Source organism: Cupriavidus sp. GW821-FHT07C08 (genome assembly GCF_059419025.1).
In genome coordinates this window covers 54,545-71,450 of sequence record NZ_JBWKQZ010000029.1, presented here as the reverse complement: position 1 = coordinate 71,450, position 16,906 = coordinate 54,545, and the positions used below count along the sequence as shown (strand labels likewise).

Annotated in this window: 18 protein-coding genes; 7 read left to right on the top strand and 11 right to left on the bottom strand. The window is 68.9% G+C overall.

Features of this window, described 5'->3' with window-relative positions:
• Positions 1-10 precede the first annotated feature (10 nt).
• The 3 genes from AC07UK_RS29280 to AC07UK_RS29270 are packed head-to-tail and all read right to left on the bottom strand — an operon-like array spanning position 11 to position 2,954.
• Positions 11-952: an MlaD family protein gene (locus AC07UK_RS29280; RefSeq protein ID WP_436220579.1), complete on the bottom strand. Its 942-nt coding sequence runs from the start codon at positions 950-952 to the stop codon at positions 11-13.
• Positions 949-1,821 carry an ABC transporter ATP-binding protein gene (locus AC07UK_RS29275; RefSeq protein ID WP_436220580.1) on the bottom strand — a complete coding sequence of 291 codons (873 nt, stop codon included), beginning with the start codon at positions 1,819-1,821 and terminating at the stop codon, positions 949-951. Before AC07UK_RS29275 ends, AC07UK_RS29280 begins: the two co-directional genes overlap by 4 nt.
• Positions 1,818-2,954, bottom strand: coding sequence for an MlaE family ABC transporter permease (locus AC07UK_RS29270; RefSeq protein WP_436220581.1), 1,137 nt, complete (start codon positions 2,952-2,954; stop codon positions 1,818-1,820). The genes AC07UK_RS29275 and AC07UK_RS29270 overlap by 4 nt, the downstream gene beginning before the upstream one ends.
• 172 nt (positions 2,955-3,126) lie before the next feature.
• Here AC07UK_RS29270 and AC07UK_RS29265 point away from each other — a divergent pair, with 172 nt between their 5' ends.
• The 3 genes from AC07UK_RS29265 to AC07UK_RS29255 are packed head-to-tail and all read left to right on the top strand — an operon-like array spanning position 3,127 to position 5,603.
• Positions 3,127-4,008: a biotin--[acetyl-CoA-carboxylase] ligase gene (locus AC07UK_RS29265; RefSeq protein WP_153955000.1), complete on the top strand. Its 882-nt coding sequence runs from the start codon at positions 3,127-3,129 to the stop codon at positions 4,006-4,008.
• Positions 4,005-4,847, top strand: coding sequence for a type III pantothenate kinase (locus AC07UK_RS29260; protein ID WP_436220582.1), 843 nt, complete (start codon positions 4,005-4,007; stop codon positions 4,845-4,847). The genes AC07UK_RS29265 and AC07UK_RS29260 overlap by 4 nt, the downstream gene beginning before the upstream one ends.
• Positions 4,848-4,889: 42 nt before the next feature.
• Positions 4,890-5,603, top strand: coding sequence for an SPOR domain-containing protein (locus AC07UK_RS29255; RefSeq protein WP_436220583.1), 714 nt, complete (start codon positions 4,890-4,892; stop codon positions 5,601-5,603).
• Between the two features lie 15 nt (positions 5,604-5,618).
• Here the strand turns inward: AC07UK_RS29255 and rfaE2 are convergent, their stop codons facing one another.
• The 7 genes from rfaE2 to AC07UK_RS29220 form a co-directional block, all read right to left on the bottom strand.
• Entirely contained in the window at positions 5,619-6,113 is a 495-nt protein-coding gene (gene rfaE2, locus AC07UK_RS29250) for a D-glycero-beta-D-manno-heptose 1-phosphate adenylyltransferase (RefSeq protein WP_436220584.1), read from the bottom strand.
• Between the two features lie 577 nt (positions 6,114-6,690).
• Positions 6,691-7,554, bottom strand: coding sequence for a ferritin family protein (locus AC07UK_RS29245; protein ID WP_013955226.1), 864 nt, complete (start codon positions 7,552-7,554; stop codon positions 6,691-6,693).
• Positions 7,555-7,754: 200 nt separating this feature from the next.
• Positions 7,755-9,020, bottom strand: coding sequence for a patatin-like phospholipase family protein (locus tag AC07UK_RS29240; RefSeq protein ID WP_436220585.1), 1,266 nt, complete (start codon positions 9,018-9,020; stop codon positions 7,755-7,757).
• 37 nt (positions 9,021-9,057) lie between these two features.
• Positions 9,058-9,855: a polyhydroxybutyrate granule multifunctional regulator PhaM gene (gene phaM / locus AC07UK_RS29235; protein WP_436220586.1), complete on the bottom strand. Its 798-nt coding sequence runs from the start codon at positions 9,853-9,855 to the stop codon at positions 9,058-9,060.
• 74 nt (positions 9,856-9,929) lie between these two features.
• A complete protein-coding gene (locus AC07UK_RS29230; RefSeq protein ID WP_013955229.1) occupies positions 9,930-10,763 on the bottom strand; it encodes an enoyl-CoA hydratase/isomerase family protein in 834 nt (277 codons plus the stop codon).
• A gap of 121 nt (positions 10,764-10,884) precedes the next feature.
• Positions 10,885-11,865, bottom strand: coding sequence for a fumarylacetoacetate hydrolase family protein (locus tag AC07UK_RS29225; RefSeq protein WP_494686948.1), 981 nt, complete (start codon positions 11,863-11,865; stop codon positions 10,885-10,887).
• An 82-nt stretch (positions 11,866-11,947) separates the two neighbouring features.
• The gene (locus AC07UK_RS29220; RefSeq protein ID WP_494686949.1) at positions 11,948-12,946 is read right to left on the bottom strand and encodes a Bug family tripartite tricarboxylate transporter substrate binding protein; all 999 of its coding nucleotides are present in this window, start codon (positions 12,944-12,946) and stop codon (positions 11,948-11,950) included.
• A 179-nt stretch (positions 12,947-13,125) separates the two neighbouring features.
• Here AC07UK_RS29220 and AC07UK_RS29215 point away from each other — a divergent pair, with 179 nt between their 5' ends.
• The 4 genes from AC07UK_RS29215 (at position 13,126) to AC07UK_RS29200 (ending at position 16,390) form a co-directional block, all read left to right on the top strand.
• Entirely contained in the window at positions 13,126-13,959 is an 834-nt protein-coding gene (locus AC07UK_RS29215) for an IclR family transcriptional regulator (protein ID WP_153956614.1), read from the top strand.
• A gap of 58 nt (positions 13,960-14,017) precedes the next feature.
• Positions 14,018-15,013, top strand: coding sequence for a DUF3108 domain-containing protein (locus AC07UK_RS29210; protein ID WP_436220589.1), 996 nt, complete (start codon positions 14,018-14,020; stop codon positions 15,011-15,013).
• Positions 15,014-15,064: 51 nt separating this feature from the next.
• Positions 15,065-15,907 carry an alpha/beta fold hydrolase gene (locus tag AC07UK_RS29205; protein WP_436220590.1) on the top strand — a complete coding sequence of 281 codons (843 nt, stop codon included), beginning with the start codon at positions 15,065-15,067 and terminating at the stop codon, positions 15,905-15,907.
• A gap of 225 nt (positions 15,908-16,132) precedes the next feature.
• Positions 16,133-16,390 carry a BTH_I0359 family protein gene (locus AC07UK_RS29200; RefSeq protein ID WP_010812891.1) on the top strand — a complete coding sequence of 86 codons (258 nt, stop codon included), beginning with the start codon at positions 16,133-16,135 and terminating at the stop codon, positions 16,388-16,390.
• Positions 16,391-16,462: 72 nt separating this feature from the next.
• Here AC07UK_RS29200 and AC07UK_RS29195 read toward each other — a convergent pair whose 3' ends face one another.
• The gene (locus tag AC07UK_RS29195; RefSeq protein WP_010812890.1) at positions 16,463-16,855 is read right to left on the bottom strand and encodes a rhodanese-like domain-containing protein; all 393 of its coding nucleotides are present in this window, start codon (positions 16,853-16,855) and stop codon (positions 16,463-16,465) included.
• Positions 16,856-16,906: the final 51 nt, after the last annotated feature.

Below are 16,906 nucleotides of genomic sequence, written 5' to 3'. Positions count from 1 at the left end.
GCGGGCTGCGCTACGGTGCGCTGAAGCCCGGCTCGCCCGGGCCCGGGGCAGGCGCGGGCGCGCCGAACAGCACGCTGCTCGGGCTCTCGTTGAACTGGCCGGCGGCGCGCTCGAAAGTGCGCGCGGTCTGGCGCGCGTCGCGGGCCAGGCCATTGAGCTGCGGCAGGGTCTCTTCACTGAAGGTGCCCGCCGCGGACTGCACCGACGAGGCCGCGCCCTGCATGTCGCGCCCGACGCTGTCGACGGTGCGCATCACCGTGCCGTTGGGGTTGGCCAGCTCCTGCGTCAGACGCCGGGTCGATTCCAGCGTGGCGTTCAGGTTCTCGGTCACCTTCGGCAGCCGGTTGGCGGCCGGGCCCAGCGAATCGGACAGCCGCGAGTAGTCTTCCGCGGTCTTGCGCACCGCGTGGATCGCGGCCATCAGCTCAGTGCGGTTGGCGCTCTGGAACATGTCGTTGAGCGAGGCCATCATGGTCTCGACCTGCGTCAGCAGCGAATCGCCGCGCTTTTCCAGTTCTTCGAAGAAGCCGGGGCGCATGGCGATGCGTGCCACCGCCTTGGGCGAGGTCGGCAGCGGCGGCGAGGCCGTGGCGCCGTCGTGCGTGACGCTGTCGTCCAGTTGCACGTAGGCGATTCCGGTCACGCCCTGGAAGCCCAGCGTGCCATAGGTGGTGCGCGTGATCGGCGTGTCCTTGTTGACGTTGACGCGCACAATGATCTGGCCCGGCACCTGCGGGTCGAACTTGATCGACTCGACCTTGCCCACTGCCAGCCCGCGGTATTTCACGTCGCCCTGCGGCTGCAGGCCGTTGACGGTGGAGCGCGTGATCAGGTCGTATGGCACGCGCACGGCGTGGTCGCTGCTGAACCAGAAGATTGCGAACAGCACCAGCACGGCCAGGCCGATGGTGAACACGCCGGCAAGGAATGCGTGTGACTTGTTTTCCATCATGCTTCTCCAGGGGGCGCCGCATCCGGCTGCCCGTGCGGTGGCAGCGCCTGCATGGCGCGCTGGGCGCGCTCGCCCAGGAAATACTCGCGGATGAAGGGGTGGTCCACCTTCACCACTTCAGGGATCGGCGCCGCGGCGATCACCTTGTGGTCGGCCAGCACCGCGACGCGGTCGGACAATGCCACCAGCGTGTCCAGGTCGTGCGTGATCATCACCACGGTCAGGCTCAGTTCGCGGCGCAGTTCGCGGATCAGCGCCACGTAGTCGTCCGAGGCCATCGGGTCCAGCCCGGCGGTGGGCTCGTCCAGGAACAGCAACTCGGGCTCCAGCGCCAGCGCGCGCGCCAGCGCCACGCGCTTGATCATGCCGCCGGACAGGTCCGCCGGCATCTTGTCGGCATCGCGCGCCGACAGTCCCACCAGCTGCAGCTTGAGCAGCGCCGCCTGGCAGATCAGGTTGTCGGGCAGCGCGCGCAGCTCGCGCAGCGGCAGCGCGATATTGTCGATCACCGACAGCGCCGAAAACAGCGCGCCGCGCTGGAACTGCAGCCCCCAGCGGTTGCGCAGCGCCTGCAGCTGCGCCGGGCGCAGCCGGGTCGGGTCTTCGCCGAACACCTTGATGCAGCCCGAGGTGGGACGCTCCAGCCCCACGATCTGGCGCAGCAGTACGGTCTTGCCGCTGCCCGAGCCGCCAACGATGGACAGCACCTCGTCGCGGTAGACGTCCAGGTTCACATGGTCATGCACCACCGCCTTGCCGAAGCGCTTGACCAGGTCGCGTACCTCGATGACCGGGGTGCGGTCCGCCTTGCGGTCCGGCTTGGGTCCGGGTTTGCCGTCCGGCGTGGCGTTCGCTTGCGTCGAGCTCACAGGCCCACGTCCTTGAACAGGATGGCGAAGACCGCGTCGGCCAGGATCACCATGGTGATCGCGGTCACCACCGAGGCGGTGGTGCCTTCGCCCAGGCTTTGCGTATTGGGCTTGATGCGCAGCCCGAAGTGGCATGCGGTCAGCGCGATCAGCATGCCGAACACCACCCCCTTGCCCAGTCCGAGCCACAGGTTGGCCACCGGCACCGCGTCGGGCAGCTCGCGCAGGAAGAAGGTGGCGCTGATGCCCAGCTGCCAGCGCGCGGCCAGGATGCCGCCTGCCAGCGCCATCACGTCGGTCCAGGCTACCAGCAGCGGCATGGCGATGGCCAGGGCGATCACGCGCGGCATGATCAGCCGGAAGCCGTGCGAGATGCCCATCACGAGCATCGCATCGAGCTCTTCGGTCACGCGCATCACGCCGATCTGCGCGGTGATGGCCGAACCCGAGCGGCCGGCGATCAGGATCGCGGCCAGCACCGGCCCCAGCTCGCGGATCACCGCCATGCCCAGGATGTTGACGATAAACGTGCTGGCGCCAAACGTGCGCAACTGGTTGGCCGACAGGTACGACAGCACGATGCCGATCAGGAAGCCGACCAGCGCGGTGATGCCGAGCGCCTTGTAACCCACGTTGTAGATATTGGCCGAGATCTCGCGCCAGGGGCCGCGCTGGGGCATGCGTGCAAGGCGCAGCAGGTCGAAGGTCAGCTGGCCCAGCATGCTGACGCCGCGGCCCAGCTGCGCGCCGAACGACAGCACGCTGGCGCCGAACAGCGTAACCGGGTTGAAGCGGTCCACCATGTGCTTCTTCCAGCCCTCGTTCTGCACCGCCGCGATGCGCTCGAACACACGGCGCTGGCCCTCGCTGGCATCGAGCCGCTGCGGCAGCGCGCCGTTCCAGGCCTGCCACAGCAGTTGCCCGCCGATATGGTCCAGCCGCTCGACGTCGGCCAGCGACCACTGTGCGCTGTCTGGCGCCTGCGCGAGCTGATGCAGTTGCGCGCGCAGCTGCCGCGCCTGGTGGCAGCCGGCCAGGGCGAGCGCGGTCCAGTCGCCACGCAGCGCTACGCTGACGGTTCCGTCCCCGCGCGTGATATGGAAGTCTGGCGTCGTCTGGCGTTCCAAGGGCATGCGATGTGATGACCGAGTCTCGATTCTAAGCCACCCGCCCCGCTGGCGCGACCGCGCTGTGCCGAGGCGGTGGCGCGGCTACAATGCGGCATCTGCCGCAGGCACCCGGGGCGCACCCCTGCCCCCTCCTGTGTTTTCCACGATCGCCATCGATCCCAGCCCTTTGCCGCGCATGTCCGCTGTTCCTCCGACGCCATCCGACCCTTCCGCCCCATCCGGCGCCAACTGGCGCATCGATGCCGGCGCGCTGCGCGGCATGCTGTCGCCCGCGTTGAGCGACTGGACCCTGGAGCTGGTGGAGGAAACTGGCTCCACCAATGCCGACCTGACCGCGGCCTGCCGCCAGGCGCCGTGGTCCGACGCCGGCAGGCTGCGCCTGGCCTACCGCCAGACCGCCGGGCGCGGGCGCCAGGGCCGGCCGTGGCAGGGGCAGGCAGGCATGACCTTCTCGGTGGCACTGCCGCTGGCGCTGGCGCCGGCGCAGCTGAGCGGCCTGAGCCTGGCCGTGGGCCTGGCGCTGGCCGAGGCCCTGGGCGATGTCGAGGCGGGCCTCGGCGCACGGATCGGGCTGAAATGGCCCAATGACCTCCAGATCGATGAGCGCAAGCTGGCCGGCATCCTGATCGAGGCGGTGCCCGCCGGGCCGCAGCGGGTCTGGGCCGTGATCGGCATCGGCCTGAACCTGGTGCGCGACGCGCAGATGGAAGCGGCACTGGGCCGCGAGCTGGCGGGCGTGGCCGAGGCCATGCCCGGCTTCGACGCGCAGCGCGATGCCCCGCGCCTGCTGGCCGCGCTGCTGGAACGGCTGGCGGCCATGCGCACCGCGTTCCTGGCGCACGGTTTCGGGCCGATGGCGCGGCGCTGGTCCGCGGCCGATGCCTACCGCGACCAGCCGGTGCGGCTGCTGCACGAGGGCAAGGTGATCGCCGAAGGCATGGCGCGCGGCGTCGACGAGGCCGGCCACCTGCTGCTGGAAACGCCGGCGGGGCTTGAGCGCATCGCCAGCGGCGAGCTGTCGCTGCGGCCCGCGCCGGGGCAGGGAGGCACCGCATGAGCGCGCCGCATCTGCTGATCGATATCGGCAATACCCGCCTCAAGTGGGCCTGGTGCGAAGCCGGTGCGGCGCTGCCCGCCACCGGCGCGCTGCCCACGCCATGGCAGCACGGCGGCGCGGTCGCCCATGCCGACGCCGGCGCGCTGCAGGCGCTGGCCGCTGACCTGCGCGCGCTGCGCGGCAGCGGGCCGATGCCGTCGGTGTGGATCAGCAATGTCGCCGGACCGGTGATTGCGGCCGCCGTGGATGCAGCGCTGGCCGAGGCCTTCGGGGGCTGTGCGCCGGTGCAATGGGTGCGCAGCGCCGCCGCGCAAGGCAACCTAGCCAACGGCTACCGCGAGCCCACGCAACTGGGCGTGGACCGCTGGGTCGGCGCCATCGGCGCGCACCGCTGGCTGCCGCACGACACGCTGCTGGTGGTGACCGCGGGCACCGCCACCACGCTGGATATCGTCACGGCCGCGGCAGATGGCAGCGCGCGCTTCGAAGGCGGCCTGATCCTGCCCGGCCTGGCACTGATGCTGGGCACGCTGGCGCGCAACACCGCGCAGCTGCCGGCACTGGACGTGGACGATGCCGGCACCGTGGCCGGCGCGCACCTGCGCTGGGCCGACAACACGCACGACGCCATTGCCGCAGGCTGCCTGGCGGCGCAGGCCGGCGCCATCGAACGCACCTGGCGCGCGCTGGGCGAGCGCGGGCCGGCGCGTCGCCGCGTGCGCTGCCTGCTGTCCGGCGGTGCCCGCGGCGCGCTGGCTGGCGCGCTCGCGGTGCCGTTCGAGATGCACGATAATCTGGTGCTGCTTGGCCTGCACGCGATGGCATCGGCCGGCGCCTAGCGCGCAGCGCAACTTCTCACACGCCTCAATCCACCCCGACCCATGACCGCCCCAGGCCAGCCCGCCCGGCCACGCTCGCCGCGCATCGTCCCGCTGTTGCTGCTGCTCGCCAATGCCATGCTGCTGGGGGCGGTGCTCGGGGTGTTCGGCGCGAATCCGCTGGCCGGCTGGTTTGAAACCCCGCGTGAGCCGCAGCGGCTGCGGCAGCAGGTACGTGGGGAACGGATGCGGGTGCAGGCACCAGCGTCGGCACCAGCGGCGGATGCCGCACCGCGCAGCGCGCTGCCGTCGGCCACGCTGGCTGCCTGCATCGAGATCGGTGGCTTCAGCGCCCAGGCGGCGCGCCGCGCCACTGAAGACCTGGCCGCCGCCGCGCTGCGCGTGGAAGCGTTCGCGCGGCAGGAACAGGTGCGCTGGTGGGTCCATCTGCCCGCGCAGCCCACGCGCGAGCATGCCGAGCGCAAGCTGGCCGAACTGCGCCGGCGCAACGTGACGGAGTACTCGCTGGTGACCGCCGGCACGCCCGAGGCCACGACCTATACGGTGTCGCTGGGCCTCTTCCGCGAGCGCGAGCATGCCGAGCAATATCTCGATTCCCTGCGCGGCCACGGCGTGCGCACCGCCATGTTGACCGAGGCCGCGCGGCCACTCACGCGGCAGTGGCTGCGCGTGCGCGATGCCGACGACGCGGCGCGCGCCCGGCTCGAGGCCATGCGCCAGCGCTACGGCGCCGAGGACGTGCTGGCCTGCTCCTGAGCAACCTGATCAGCCTTAGCTGCCCTGGCGTACCCTGGTCAGCAGCTTGGTGGTCGAGCGGTCGTGCAGGAAGGGGATGGCGTAGGCCTGGCCGCCCCAGCTGCGCACCAGCCGGGTTTCTTCCAGCGTGTCGATGTCGTAGTCGCCGCCCTTGACGTAGATGTCGGGGCGTACCAGGCGGATCAGCTCCACCGGGGTCTGTTCGCGGAACATCGCGACCAGGTCGACCGACTCCAGCGCGGCCAGCAGCGCCATGCGGTCCAATTCATGGTTCAGCGGGCGGTCGTCGCCCTTGCCCAGCATCTTCACGGAAGCATCGCTGTTGACGCCGACCACCAGGCTCGCGCCCAGTGCGCGCGCCTGTGCCAGGTAGGTGGCATGGCCGCGGTGCAGGATGTCGAAGACGCCATTGGTGAACACCAGCGGGCGCGGCAAGGTGGCGATGCGCGCGGCCAGCGCGGCGGGGGTGTCAGGCAGGGTCAGCTTGGATTCGAAAGCGGGTACGGACATGGGGGTCGGCATCGGAAAGTGGAGGCCAGCCCCTGGTCGGAGCCGGCGTGCTTGCCCGAGATGGTACCTCTTCTTGTGATCTCCGCCGGCGGTGGGCCCTGGTTACCCCGTCACGCACAGCCTGCCGGATCGGCAACCGGCCTGGCCTGCTGCCACGCCGGGAATTGCGAGGCATGACACCACGAATTAAATGAATTCGTAATGCTGGATTTACAGCGCATTGAGTGTCAGGATAATCGTCGCGTGCTTTGAATATTTTATTTTCGGATATAAGTTTATTCGACGAACGGGCGCCAGGCATGGGTTTGCCGCCGCTGCGTGACAGCGTTGCAGTACATGGGACGGGAATGAAATGATGTAGTAACCGGCTACTACCTGCATCGCAGCCGGCTCGTTTATCATCCAGGCGCTTGATTTTCCAGGATAAGGAAGACAGCCATGCAGAATACCCGCCACAACCGGATCAGGCCCGGTGCGCCGCGGCGGGTCGCATTTGTCGGGAATGCGTCCAGGCAATAGAAGGGCAAAAAAAGCCCCGCTTCGGCGGGGCTTTTTTTCGTGCTGTCGGACTGGCCGCTCAGGCTTGCGCCGGCTGGGCCCCGCCCGTGCCTTGCAGGCTGGCGTTCAGTTCCTTGCGGTAACGGTTCAGGTCCTGCACCGTTTCGAAGGTGCGTTCGAACAGCAGCGACATGTTGTGCAGGATCCGTTCGATGACCTTCTTCTCCCAGCCTTCGTCAAAGCGGATCTGCTCGTCCAGCCAGTGCTCGAGCCAGTCCGGGTCCGGCAGGCGCGACTGCACCGTGTCGTTGGGGAACAGCGCCTTGTTGACGTGCAGGTTGGTCGGGTGCAGCGGCTTCTCGGTGCGGCGGGCCGAGGCCATCAGCACGCCGATCTTGGCAAAGGCGGCGCGCGCGCTGTCGCCGAACTGCGCCAGGTACTTCTTCATGTAGCGCAGGTAGGCGCCGCCATGGCGGGCTTCATCCTGCGACAGGGTGCGGTAGATATGCTTGATCACCGGTTCCGTGTGCCATTCGGCGGCGCGGCGGTACCAGTGGTTCAGGCGGATCTCGCCGCAGAAATGCAGCATCAGGGTTTCCAGCGGCGGGGCCGGGTCGAACTCGAAGCGCACCGCGTGCAGTTCTTCCTCGGTCGGCACCAGGTCCGGGCGGAAGCGGCGCAGGTACTCCATCAGCACCAGCGAGTGCTTCTGTTCCTCAAAGAACCAGATGCTCATGAACGCCGAAAAATCAGAATCGTGGCGGTTGTCACGCAGGAACATCTCGGTCGCGGGCAGGGCGGACCATTCCGTGATCGCGTTCATGCGAATGGTCTTGGCCTGGTCGTCCGTCAGCATGCTGGCGTCAAAGGTATCCCAGGGGATGTCCTTGTCCATGTGCCAGCGGACGGCTTCCAACGATTTGAACAGTTCGGGGTAGAGCATGGTAAGCCTTTGAAATTACGGGCAGATTCTACCAGATGCGAATTATTCTCTTCTCCTTTTTTAGTCGGGATCGGGGCAAATGCAACGCTTTTTGACGTGGTTTGGCGCAGCCGGCTGCATATTGCGGGCGATCAGCGCAACACTGACACGTCAATGTGCCAGCCGCGGCGCCTGGCCGCACGCCATGTGCTGGCGGGTGCTCAGGGCGAAAGCGCGCGCTCGCCCGCCGGCAGCGCGGCCGGTGGCGTGCCCGGGACGATGCCGAACAGGAACGCCGCGAGCTCGTCCGCCTGGGCCTCGGCGTCGCGCTCGCCCAGCGCCATCAGGGCCTGGGTGAAGGCGGGTTCGAACAGCAGGTAGCTGGCAAAGGCGGCGCCGCGCGCCTCGGTGCCGCCCAGTGGCGCCAGCAGGGCGCGCACCGTGCGCGGCAGCTGCTTCTGGTGCTCGGCGGCAATGGCTTCGATCGGCTCGCTGGGGGCGATCGTCATCACCTGCACCGGGCGCCAGCCCTCGCGGTCGCCGGCCAGCTCCGGCATGCGCGCCAGCAAGCGGTTGATATGCAGCAGCCGCTCCAGGTCGGCGTTGAGCCCGTCCAGGAAGATGCTGGCCAGCGCCTGCCCGCCCACCTGCGCCAGCGACGGGTAGCCGCCGGCCGGCACGGTGTCGTACCAGCCCGAGCGCTGGCGCGAGGCCGCGCCGATCGCCAGCACGCGCGACGCGCCCAGGTGGATCGCCGGCGACAGCGGCGACATCTGCCGCATGGTGCCGTCGCCGAACCACTCATGGTGGCCGTCCAGCTCCAGCGGCATCGCCGGGAACAGGAACGGGATCGACGCGGATGCCAGCAGGTGGTCCACCGTGATCTGCGCCGGGATCGCAATACGCTGGCTGCGGTGCCACGGATGGATGCGGTGGTGCGACTGGTAGAAGGTCACGTGGCGCCCGGTGCTGTAGGACAGCGCGGTGACCGCGAAGGCCTGCAGCGCACCGCTGTCCAGGCTGGCCTGCACGCGCTCGGGCTCGAACAGCTCGCCCAGCATGCTGCCCAGCGGGGTGTTGTCGAACAGGGCGCGGGGCGCGCGCCGCTGCGTGGCCCAGCCCAGCGCCAGCGTCGACAGCCAGCGCGCGCCCGAAATTCCCACGCGCAGCACGTCGGTGCGGTAGACGTCGTCGGCATGGATGCTGTGCCACAGCGCCGCCAGGCTCTGTGTGGCGGCCTGGAAGTCCCCCGCCTGGATCGCCAGCCCGGCGCCGTTGACCGCGCCTGCCGAGGTTCCGGCGATGATGCCGAAGGGCATCGCGCCATGGCCCTTGCCGTGCCGCGCGGCAATGCGTGCCAGCCCGCTCAGCACGCCCGCCTGGTAGGCGGCGCGCGCGCCGCCGCCCATCATGATCAGCGCGGTGGCGGCGGGGTTGGGTCCGGATTGCAGCGCGGGGTGGGGGGCCGGGAAGGACTCGCGGTGCATTGCGTTGGCGTGGCGAATTGTCGGGAGTTTTTGGCTGTCAGGCTGCGCTGCTGCCGTTGGGGCCGTGGCCGCCGCCGCCGTTGTTGCCTCCGTTCTTGCCATTGTCATCGCCGTTGCCCGCGTCCTTGGCCGGCTTTGCCTTGGCTGCCTTCTTGGCCGGTGCCTTCTTTGCCGGTGCCTTCCTGGCGGCAGGCTTGCCCGTGCCGGCGGAGGCGCCCTTGCCGGGCGCGGCCGTCTTCGGCTTTGCACCAGCCGCTTGCGCTGCGGCTTCGGGGCCGGCCGCGGCACCGAAGCCGCCCATGCCGAACGGGGCGATGCTGGCCGCGGCGGCGCTGCTGGCGATCTGGTTGAACTGCTGTTGCAGCAGGTCCCACCACAGCGCGGCGTTGGGGGGCAAGGCGGAATCGGTGTCGCTTGCCGCAGCCTGCGGCTGCTCGGCGGCAGGCGGCTCCGGTTGCGCACCGCTGCCGGCATCCGCGCCGGCGGCGCGCTCCGGCGCCGTGGCGCTGGGCGTGTTGGCCGCGCGTGCGACGTTTTCCATCGCGGACTGCATGGCGTCGGGCGATAGCGCGTTGCCGAAGGTCTGCAGCGCCACCAGCGTGGCGCGCTGCACTTCCAGGCCCTGGATGGTGGTGCGCAGCAGGTTGGTGTTCAACTGCAGCCAGCTCTCCACGGCCTTCAGGTCGGCAATGCGCTTGTCGAGGTCGTCGAGGTCCATCGGCGGCGTCATCGCCTGCAGGCCGGGCATCAGGCCGGCGGGCATGCCGCTGCCGCTGCCCCACAGCCGGCGCATGAAGTCAAAGCTGTTGGTGAAATCGGGAATCTGTCCGAACATGGTCGAGCGCTCCGTGTGCGGCGCAGCCCCGGGATTGGCCAGGAGGGCCCGTCGGGCCGGCGGCTGCGTCGTCTTTACCTGAACTGTGGCGGCCGCTTTTGGCGCAGGCTCGCCACGCCTTCGTGCACGTCGGGGCCGGCAAAGCCCATGAATTCAAGCGCCAGCGAGGTATCGAAGGCGGGGCCGGCCATGCGCAGCCAGTTGTTGAGGGCATACTTGGTCCAGCGGATCGCGGTCTGCGACCCGGCCGCCAGCCGGTTGGCCACCTCGAACGCGCGCGCCACCAGTTCGTCCTCTTCCACCGCCAGCGAGACCAGGCCGATCCGCTCGGCTTCCTCGCCGCTGACCGACTCGCACAGCATCAGATAGTACTTGGCCTTGGCCATTCCGCACAGCAGCGGCCACACGATGGCGGCATGGTCGCCCGCGGCCACGCCCAGCCGGGTATGGCCGTCGACGATGCGCGCGGTCCTGGCCGCGATCGAGATATCGGCCAGCAGGCCGGCCACCAGCCCGGCGCCGACGGCGGGGCCGTGCATGGCGGAGACCACCGGCTTGTCGCAGTTGATGACGTTGTAGACCAGGTCGCGCGCCTCATGCCAGACGCGGGTGCGGGTCTCGAAATCGTTGGCCATGTCCTCGACCAGGGCCAGGTCGCCGCCGGCCGAGAAGCCCTTGCCCTCGCCGCGGATCAGCGCCACGCGCACCTCGGGGTCGGCTGAGACGTCGCGCCAGATCTCGGCCAGCTCGCGGTGCATGTTGGCGTCGGCCGTGGCCAGCTTCTGGTTGGCCGACTGGGCCGCGCCCATGATGATTTCGAGGATGGGGCCGTGGCGGCGCAGCGTCAGTGCGCGATAGCGCTCGTAACGGGGGGAGAGGGGGGTGGAGTCAGCGGTGGGGGTAGTCATTGGGGGCCTGGGAGGTACGGGGTTAGCGGCGCGCCGCATGCATCGTTGATTTGCCAACCGATCGGTCGGTTAATTATATGCATATCCGGCTCGCCGCCGCACCCCGCGGCCCCAACGTACGTCAGGCCGCTGCCACCAGCTGGTCGATCGCGCCGAAGACCGAATGGCCCTGCGCGTCGAACATCTCGATCTTGACCGCGTCGCCGAACTTCATGAACTCGGTCACGGGCTTGCCCTCATCGATGGTTTCCAGCATGCGCTTCTCGGCGATGCAGCAGTAGCCCTTCTTGCGGTCGACATTGGAGATCGTGCCCGAGCCCACGATGCTGCCGGCGCGCACGTTGCGGGTCTTGCAGATATGGGCGATCAGCTGGCCGAAGTCGAACACCATGTCGGTGCCGCAGTCGGGCTGGCCCACCTTCTTGCTGTTCCAGTGCACGGTCATCGGCAGGTGCACCTTGCGCTCGCGCCAGGCCTCGCCGAGTTCGTCGGGCGTCACCGCCACCGGCGAGAACGCCGTGGCCGGCTTGCTCTGGAAGAAGCCGAAGCCCTTGCCCAGCTCGGCCGGGATCAGGTTGCGCAGCGAGAGATCGTTGGCCAGCATCACCAGGCGGATGGCGTCGCCGGCCTGCTCGGGCGTGGCGCCCATCCTCACGTCGCCGGTGATCACGGCCACCTCGGCCTCGAAGTCGATGCCAAACGCCTCACTGGCGCAGACGATATCGTCCTGCGGACCGACGAAATCGTCCGAGCCGCCCTGGTACATCAGCGGGTCGGTCCAGAACTCGGGCGGCATCTCGGCACCGCGCGCCTTGCGCACCAGCTCGACGTGGTTGACATAGGCCGAGCCGTCAGCCCACTGGTAGGCGCGCGGCAGCGGCGCCATGCAGTCCTTGGGGGCGAACGGGAAGGGGTGGCGCGCGCGGCCGGCGTTGAGCGCGTCGTACAGGTCCTGCAGCTGCGGCGCGTAGAACGGCCAGTCGTCCAGCACGGTCTGCAGCTTGCCGGCGATGTCGGTGGCGTAGTGGGCAGTCTTCAGGTCGCGCGACACGACCACCAGCTGGCCGTCGCGCGAACCGTCCTTCAGGGTTGCGAGTTTCATGGATGCAGTACGGTAGGGATCGGAGACGCCCGCGGGGCAGGCGCAATGGCCACTAGTCTACCGTGGCCCGCCCGCGCGCCAGTCAGTCGACGGTGATGCCCTTGGCCTTGATCAGCTTGCCCCAGCGCTCGCCCTCGGCGCGCGCGTAGCTGGCGAATTCCTCGGGCGTGCTGTAGACCGCCTCCACGCCCACGCCTTCCAGCTTCTTCTGCACCTCGGGCGTCTTCAGCGCCTTGACCAGCTCGGCGTTCAGGCGCGTGACCACGGCCTTGGGCGTACCGGCCGGCGCCACCATGCCTTGCCAGGCGTAAGCCTCGAAGCCGGCCACGCCGCCCTCGGCCACGGTCGGCACGCTGGGCAGCACGGCAAGGCGCTTGGGCGTGGCCACGCCGAGCGCGCGCAGCTTGCCGGCCTGCACATTCTGCTGGCCCGAGGCCAGGTCCAGGAACATCAGGTCGACCTGGCCCGCGAGCAGGTCCTGCACCGCCGGCGCCGCGCCCTTGTAGGGCACGTGCGTCATCTTGACCCGGGTCTGGTCCATGAACAGTTCCATCGCCAGGTGGTGCGGGCTGCCCGCGCCCGGCGAGGCGAAATTGACCTTGCCGGGGTTCTTCTGCGCGTACTCGACCACTTCCTTGAGCGTGCGCGCCGGGAAGTTGGGATTGGCCACCAGCACCAGCGGGAAGCGCGCAAGCTGGCCGATGTAGACAAAGTCCTTGTCCGGGTTGTACGGCAGCTTCTTGTACAGCGACGGATTGGCGGCCAGCGTGGCGGTGTCGGCGGTCAGCACGGTGTAGCCGTCGGGCTTGGCATGCGCCACCGCATCGGCGCCGACGATGGTGGCCGCACCGGGGCGGTTGTCGATCACGATCTGCTTGCCCAGCCCCGGGGTGATGGCCTGGGCCACGGTGCGCGCCACCACGTCGGTGCCGCCGCCGGCGGGATAGGGCACGACCCAGCGGATCGGCTGCGACGGCCAGTCGTCGGCGCGCGCGGGGGCGCTGGCGGTAAACAGGGCGGCAAACAGGGTAGCGGCCGTCAATGCGGCGAGGGCGGGGCGAAAGTAGCCAAGGGGGCGCATCGGTTGTCTCCGTGTTAAAAAGGGCCCGGTTCGGGCGGGCTTGCACGAGGGGCACGCCGCCGGCCAAGTCTGTTGCGAGGAAAGTCTACCGATGGCTTAAAAATTGGTAAATCGATTTCGCTATAGTAAATTTACCTACGAATTTCCCCCGCCCCCGGGGATAGCCAACCATCCGCCGCATGTCAGAGATCGAAGAAGAAGACACCAAGCTGCGTTCCGGCATCCAGTCCATCGAGGTGGGCTTCAGGCTGCTGCAGGCGCTGGCGGTGTCGCCGCGCGCGATGATGCTGCGCGACCTGGCCGCCGCCGCTGGCATGAACCCGGCCAAGGCCCATCGCTACCTGGTCAGCTTCATGCGGCTGGGCGCCGTGGCGCAGGACCCCGTCAGCGGGCGCTATGACCTGGGCCCGTTCGCGCTGCAGCTGGGCCTGGCCGGGCTGAACCGTCTCGATCCGGTCAAGAAGGCGCGCCCGATCCTGTCGCAGCTGCGCGATGAACTGGACCTGACCGCCGGCATTGCCGTGTGGGGCAACCACGGTCCCACCGTGGTGCACTGGGAGGAATCCAGCCATCCCGTCACCGTCAGCCTGCGCCTGGGCGACGTGATGCCGATGCTGAACTCCGCCACCGGGCGGCTCTACGGCGCCTACCTGCCGCGCAAGCAGACCCTGCCGCTGATCGAGCGCGAGCTGGGCGCGCGCGGCAATGACGGCGTGCCCGACATGCCGCGCTCACTGGCCGACTACGACGCGATCTGCGCCGAGGTGCGCGCGCATGGCGCCGCGCGCACGCTCGGCGGCGTGCTGCCGGGCATCAATGCGTTCTCGATGCCGGTGTTCAACGCCAACGGCCACCTGGCCATGGGGCTGATCGTACTGGGCGCGCAAAGCATATTCGATGCAGAATGGGGCGGTACGATGGATCGTCGCATCCGTGACATCGCCCAACAGCTCTCATCGGAACTTGGCTACCTTGGTGCAGCCACCCCGGCCGGAGAAACCGGCCAATCCTAGTCTCCACGCCCGGCCCGGCGCGGATCCCCGCGTCTGGCGCCGGCGGCGCTGGATCATCGTGATCGCCCTGGTGCTGCTGGTCCACGTGCTGGCCGTGGTGGGCTTTGTGCGCATGCCGGGGCCGCTGATCCCGATGGATGTCAGCAGCACGCCCACGCTGGAAGCGGTGCTGCTGCCGCCGCCCAGGCCGCCAGCCCCGCCCGCGCCGCGGCCGGTGCCGCGCCCGCGCCCGCAGCCCAGGCCGGCCGAGCCGGCCCCGGAAGCCGAGCCGCAGGAAGCCCCCGCTCCCGCGCTCGCCACCAGCCCGCAGGGCGCGACCGAAATGGCTTCGGGCAGCGGCGGCGAAGGCAGCGCGGCCAAGCCTGCCACCCCTGCCGCCGCGCCATCCGGCGGCCCGCAGGGCGGCGTCGATGGCGTGCGCTACGACCCGCCGCCGTCGGCGACGATGCACTACGCCAGCTTCGTCAACGGCGTGCAGAACCCCGACGGCCTGATCCGCTGGGAGCAGGACGGCAGCCGCTACCGGCTGGCGGTCGAAACCCGCGTGTTGTGGTTCCGCTTTGCCTTCCAGAGCGGCGGCACGATGGCCGTGCAGGGGCTGTTGCCGGAACGCTACGAAGAACGCCGCCGTAACAAGACCGAGTCCTCGCGTTTCGATGCCGCGGCCGGCACCGCAGTGCTGGCCTCGGGCACGCAGGCCCAGTTCCCGCCCGGCGCGCAGGACCGCTTCAGCGTATTCCTGCAGCTGGTGGGGCTGGTGCGCGGCAATCCCCAGCGATATGTCACCCCGGGAGTGACGGAAACGTTCCTTGTGGCCGACACGCGGGATGTGGAACCCATGCAAGTGCAGTATGTTGGAGAGGACGAGATCGACACCGGCCGCGGCGTGATACGCGCAAAGCACTTTGTGCGGCTGCAGCGCCGTGCCAATGACCGGCGCCGCGTCGAGCTGTGGCTGGCGCAGTCGCTGGGCTGGATGCCGGTGCGTCTGCGCCAGACCGAGCCCGACGGCACCCAGATCGACCTGGTGTACCGCGGCAAGGAAGGGCAGTAGGGCCGCGGCGCGCGCCTCCCGACGCATCATCCAACCGAAAGGAGCCCAGCCATGACCGTTGCCACGCCACCAGTCGAAACCCACCGCATCCACGCCGAAGGCGCAGACCTGCACGTGCGCGTGGACGGGGCGGACGGGCCCTGGGTGATCCTGGCCCACGCCCTGGCTGCCGACCACACGCTGTGGGACGCCACCGCGCAGCACCTGGCGGGCCGCTATCGCGTGGTGCGCCCTGACATGCGCGGCCACGGCGCCAGCGACGCCCCGCTCGGGCCCTACACCATGACGCGGCTGGCCGACGACGTGGTCGCGGTGATGGACGCGCTGCAGATCCCCCAGGCGCATTTCTGCGGGATTTCCGTGGGCGGCATGATCGGGCAGACCATGGGGCTGCGCCATCCCGAACGGCTGTTGTCGCTGGCGCTGGTGGCCACCAACAGCCAGACCCCGATGGAGGCGCACCCGATGTGGCACAACCGTATCGGCCAGGCCGAGGCCCATGGCATGGCCGGCATGGCCGATGCCACCCTCGGGCGCTGGCTGACGCCGGCCTTCCATGAGGCGCATCGCGACCAGGTGTCGCGCATTCGCGACAGGCTGGTGGGCACGCCGGTACGTGGATATGTGGGTGTGGCCGAGGCGATCATGGCTTTTGACCTCGCCGGCGCGCTTTCCCGCATTCATTGTCCTACGCTGGTAGTAGCGGGCGAGCAGGACCAGGGCGCAACCGTGGCGATGGCACAGAGCATCGCCGCGGCCATCCCCGGAGCCAGGCTCGAGGTAGTGCCGCAAGCGGCGCACCTGGTGCACGTGGAGCAGCCCGAGCGCTTCCACGCCGCGCTGGACGCCTTTCTTGGGAATGCCGCATGCGGGGGGCAGTGCGACGTTCCGTGACAAGCAACACACTGATGTGGAAGGCTCAAGAAACTTGTTGCATTGGCCGATGCCCAATTCATGTAAGGCAGAAAATCGTGGCAATGAGGTGACCCGTACCAATAACTTGATTTCCCGCCGGTCACCCCAAGTTTGGAGGTAAAGCCGCGGCGCCCCCTCAAGGCATCAACTGAGGCAAGAACCACAAGGGCATGCCGCCCATCCATGACGCCCAGGAGGTGTGCCATGCAAATGATCTACAACAGCGACAACTACTGCATCGTGGAATTTGGTGCGGATGTCGATCAGGCGCCGCTTGAGTTTGGTGGCTATGAAATCGTTGACAAGAACCTGAAGCGCGAAATCTTCCTCGGCGGCCATCTGGCCGAGAGCTTCCGCGCCGACGTCAAACGCCTGATTGAAAGCGAGCCATCCGTGGAGGAAGTCGACGATTTTCTCGGCAAGTTCGACAATGTGATGATGCACCCGCTGGTGATGCACTGAGCGGCTTTGCCTGGAACGATCACGCCCGCTTCGGCGGGCGTTTTTGTTGGTGGCGGGCGCTGCGGGCCGTGCTCAGTACTGTTCCCACGGCAGCCCGTCATGGCGCCAGCCGTTGACCGTGTTGCGGTGGCGCTGCGCATCGAGGTCGCCCTCGAAGCCGTGCAGCACGAACTGGACGTTGGAGAAGCCCGCGCCCTCCAGTGCCCGCGCCGCCGCCGACGAGCGGTTACCGCTGCGGCAGATCAGCAGCACCGGCCGCGCCGACGCCTGGCCCGCCAGCTTCTTCACCATCTGCACGAAATGCGGGTTGACCTCCCAGTCCGGGCCATCGTTCCAGGGGACGTTGTGCGCGCCCTTGGGATGGCCGACGAACAGGTATTCCATCTCGCTGCGGCAGTCGATAAAGAGCGTCTCGGGCGATTGCGCCAGCAGGTCCTGGGCGTCGGCGGGGGAGAGATGTTGCATGTCGGTCAAGGAAGGGGGCCGCGCGAAGCGCCCCGGGGCGGTGACGGTTAC

What these genes read in the sequence shown, in the direction of transcription:
- AC07UK_RS29280 (WP_436220579.1), bottom strand. Translation starts at nt 952, where the DNA reads ATGATGGAAAACAAGTCACACGCATTCCTTGCCGGCGTGTTCACCATC.
- AC07UK_RS29270 (WP_436220581.1), bottom strand. Translation starts at nt 2,954, where the DNA reads ATGCCCTTGGAACGCCAGACGACGCCAGACTTCCATATCACGCGCGGG.
- AC07UK_RS29265 (WP_153955000.1), top strand. Translation starts at nt 3,127, where the DNA reads ATGTCCGCTGTTCCTCCGACGCCATCCGACCCTTCCGCCCCATCCGGC.
- AC07UK_RS29260 (WP_436220582.1), top strand. Translation starts at nt 4,005, where the DNA reads ATGAGCGCGCCGCATCTGCTGATCGATATCGGCAATACCCGCCTCAAG.
- AC07UK_RS29255 (WP_436220583.1), top strand. Translation starts at nt 4,890, where the DNA reads ATGACCGCCCCAGGCCAGCCCGCCCGGCCACGCTCGCCGCGCATCGTC.
- rfaE2 (WP_436220584.1), bottom strand. Translation starts at nt 6,113, where the DNA reads ATGTCCGTACCCGCTTTCGAATCCAAGCTGACCCTGCCTGACACCCCC.
- AC07UK_RS29245 (WP_013955226.1), bottom strand. Translation starts at nt 7,554, where the DNA reads ATGCTCTACCCCGAACTGTTCAAATCGTTGGAAGCCGTCCGCTGGCAC.
- AC07UK_RS29240 (WP_436220585.1), bottom strand. Translation starts at nt 9,020, where the DNA reads ATGCACCGCGAGTCCTTCCCGGCCCCCCACCCCGCGCTGCAATCCGGA.
- phaM (WP_436220586.1), bottom strand. Translation starts at nt 9,855, where the DNA reads ATGTTCGGACAGATTCCCGATTTCACCAACAGCTTTGACTTCATGCGC.
- AC07UK_RS29230 (WP_013955229.1), bottom strand. Translation starts at nt 10,763, where the DNA reads ATGACTACCCCCACCGCTGACTCCACCCCCCTCTCCCCCCGTTACGAG.
- AC07UK_RS29225 (WP_494686948.1), bottom strand. Translation starts at nt 11,865, where the DNA reads ATGAAACTCGCAACCCTGAAGGACGGTTCGCGCGACGGCCAGCTGGTG.
- AC07UK_RS29220 (WP_494686949.1), bottom strand. Translation starts at nt 12,946, where the DNA reads ATGCGCCCCCTTGGCTACTTTCGCCCCGCCCTCGCCGCATTGACGGCC.
- AC07UK_RS29215 (WP_153956614.1), top strand. Translation starts at nt 13,126, where the DNA reads ATGTCAGAGATCGAAGAAGAAGACACCAAGCTGCGTTCCGGCATCCAG.
- AC07UK_RS29205 (WP_436220590.1), top strand. Translation starts at nt 15,065, where the DNA reads ATGACCGTTGCCACGCCACCAGTCGAAACCCACCGCATCCACGCCGAA.
- AC07UK_RS29200 (WP_010812891.1), top strand. Translation starts at nt 16,133, where the DNA reads ATGCAAATGATCTACAACAGCGACAACTACTGCATCGTGGAATTTGGT.
- AC07UK_RS29195 (WP_010812890.1), bottom strand. Translation starts at nt 16,855, where the DNA reads ATGCAACATCTCTCCCCCGCCGACGCCCAGGACCTGCTGGCGCAATCG.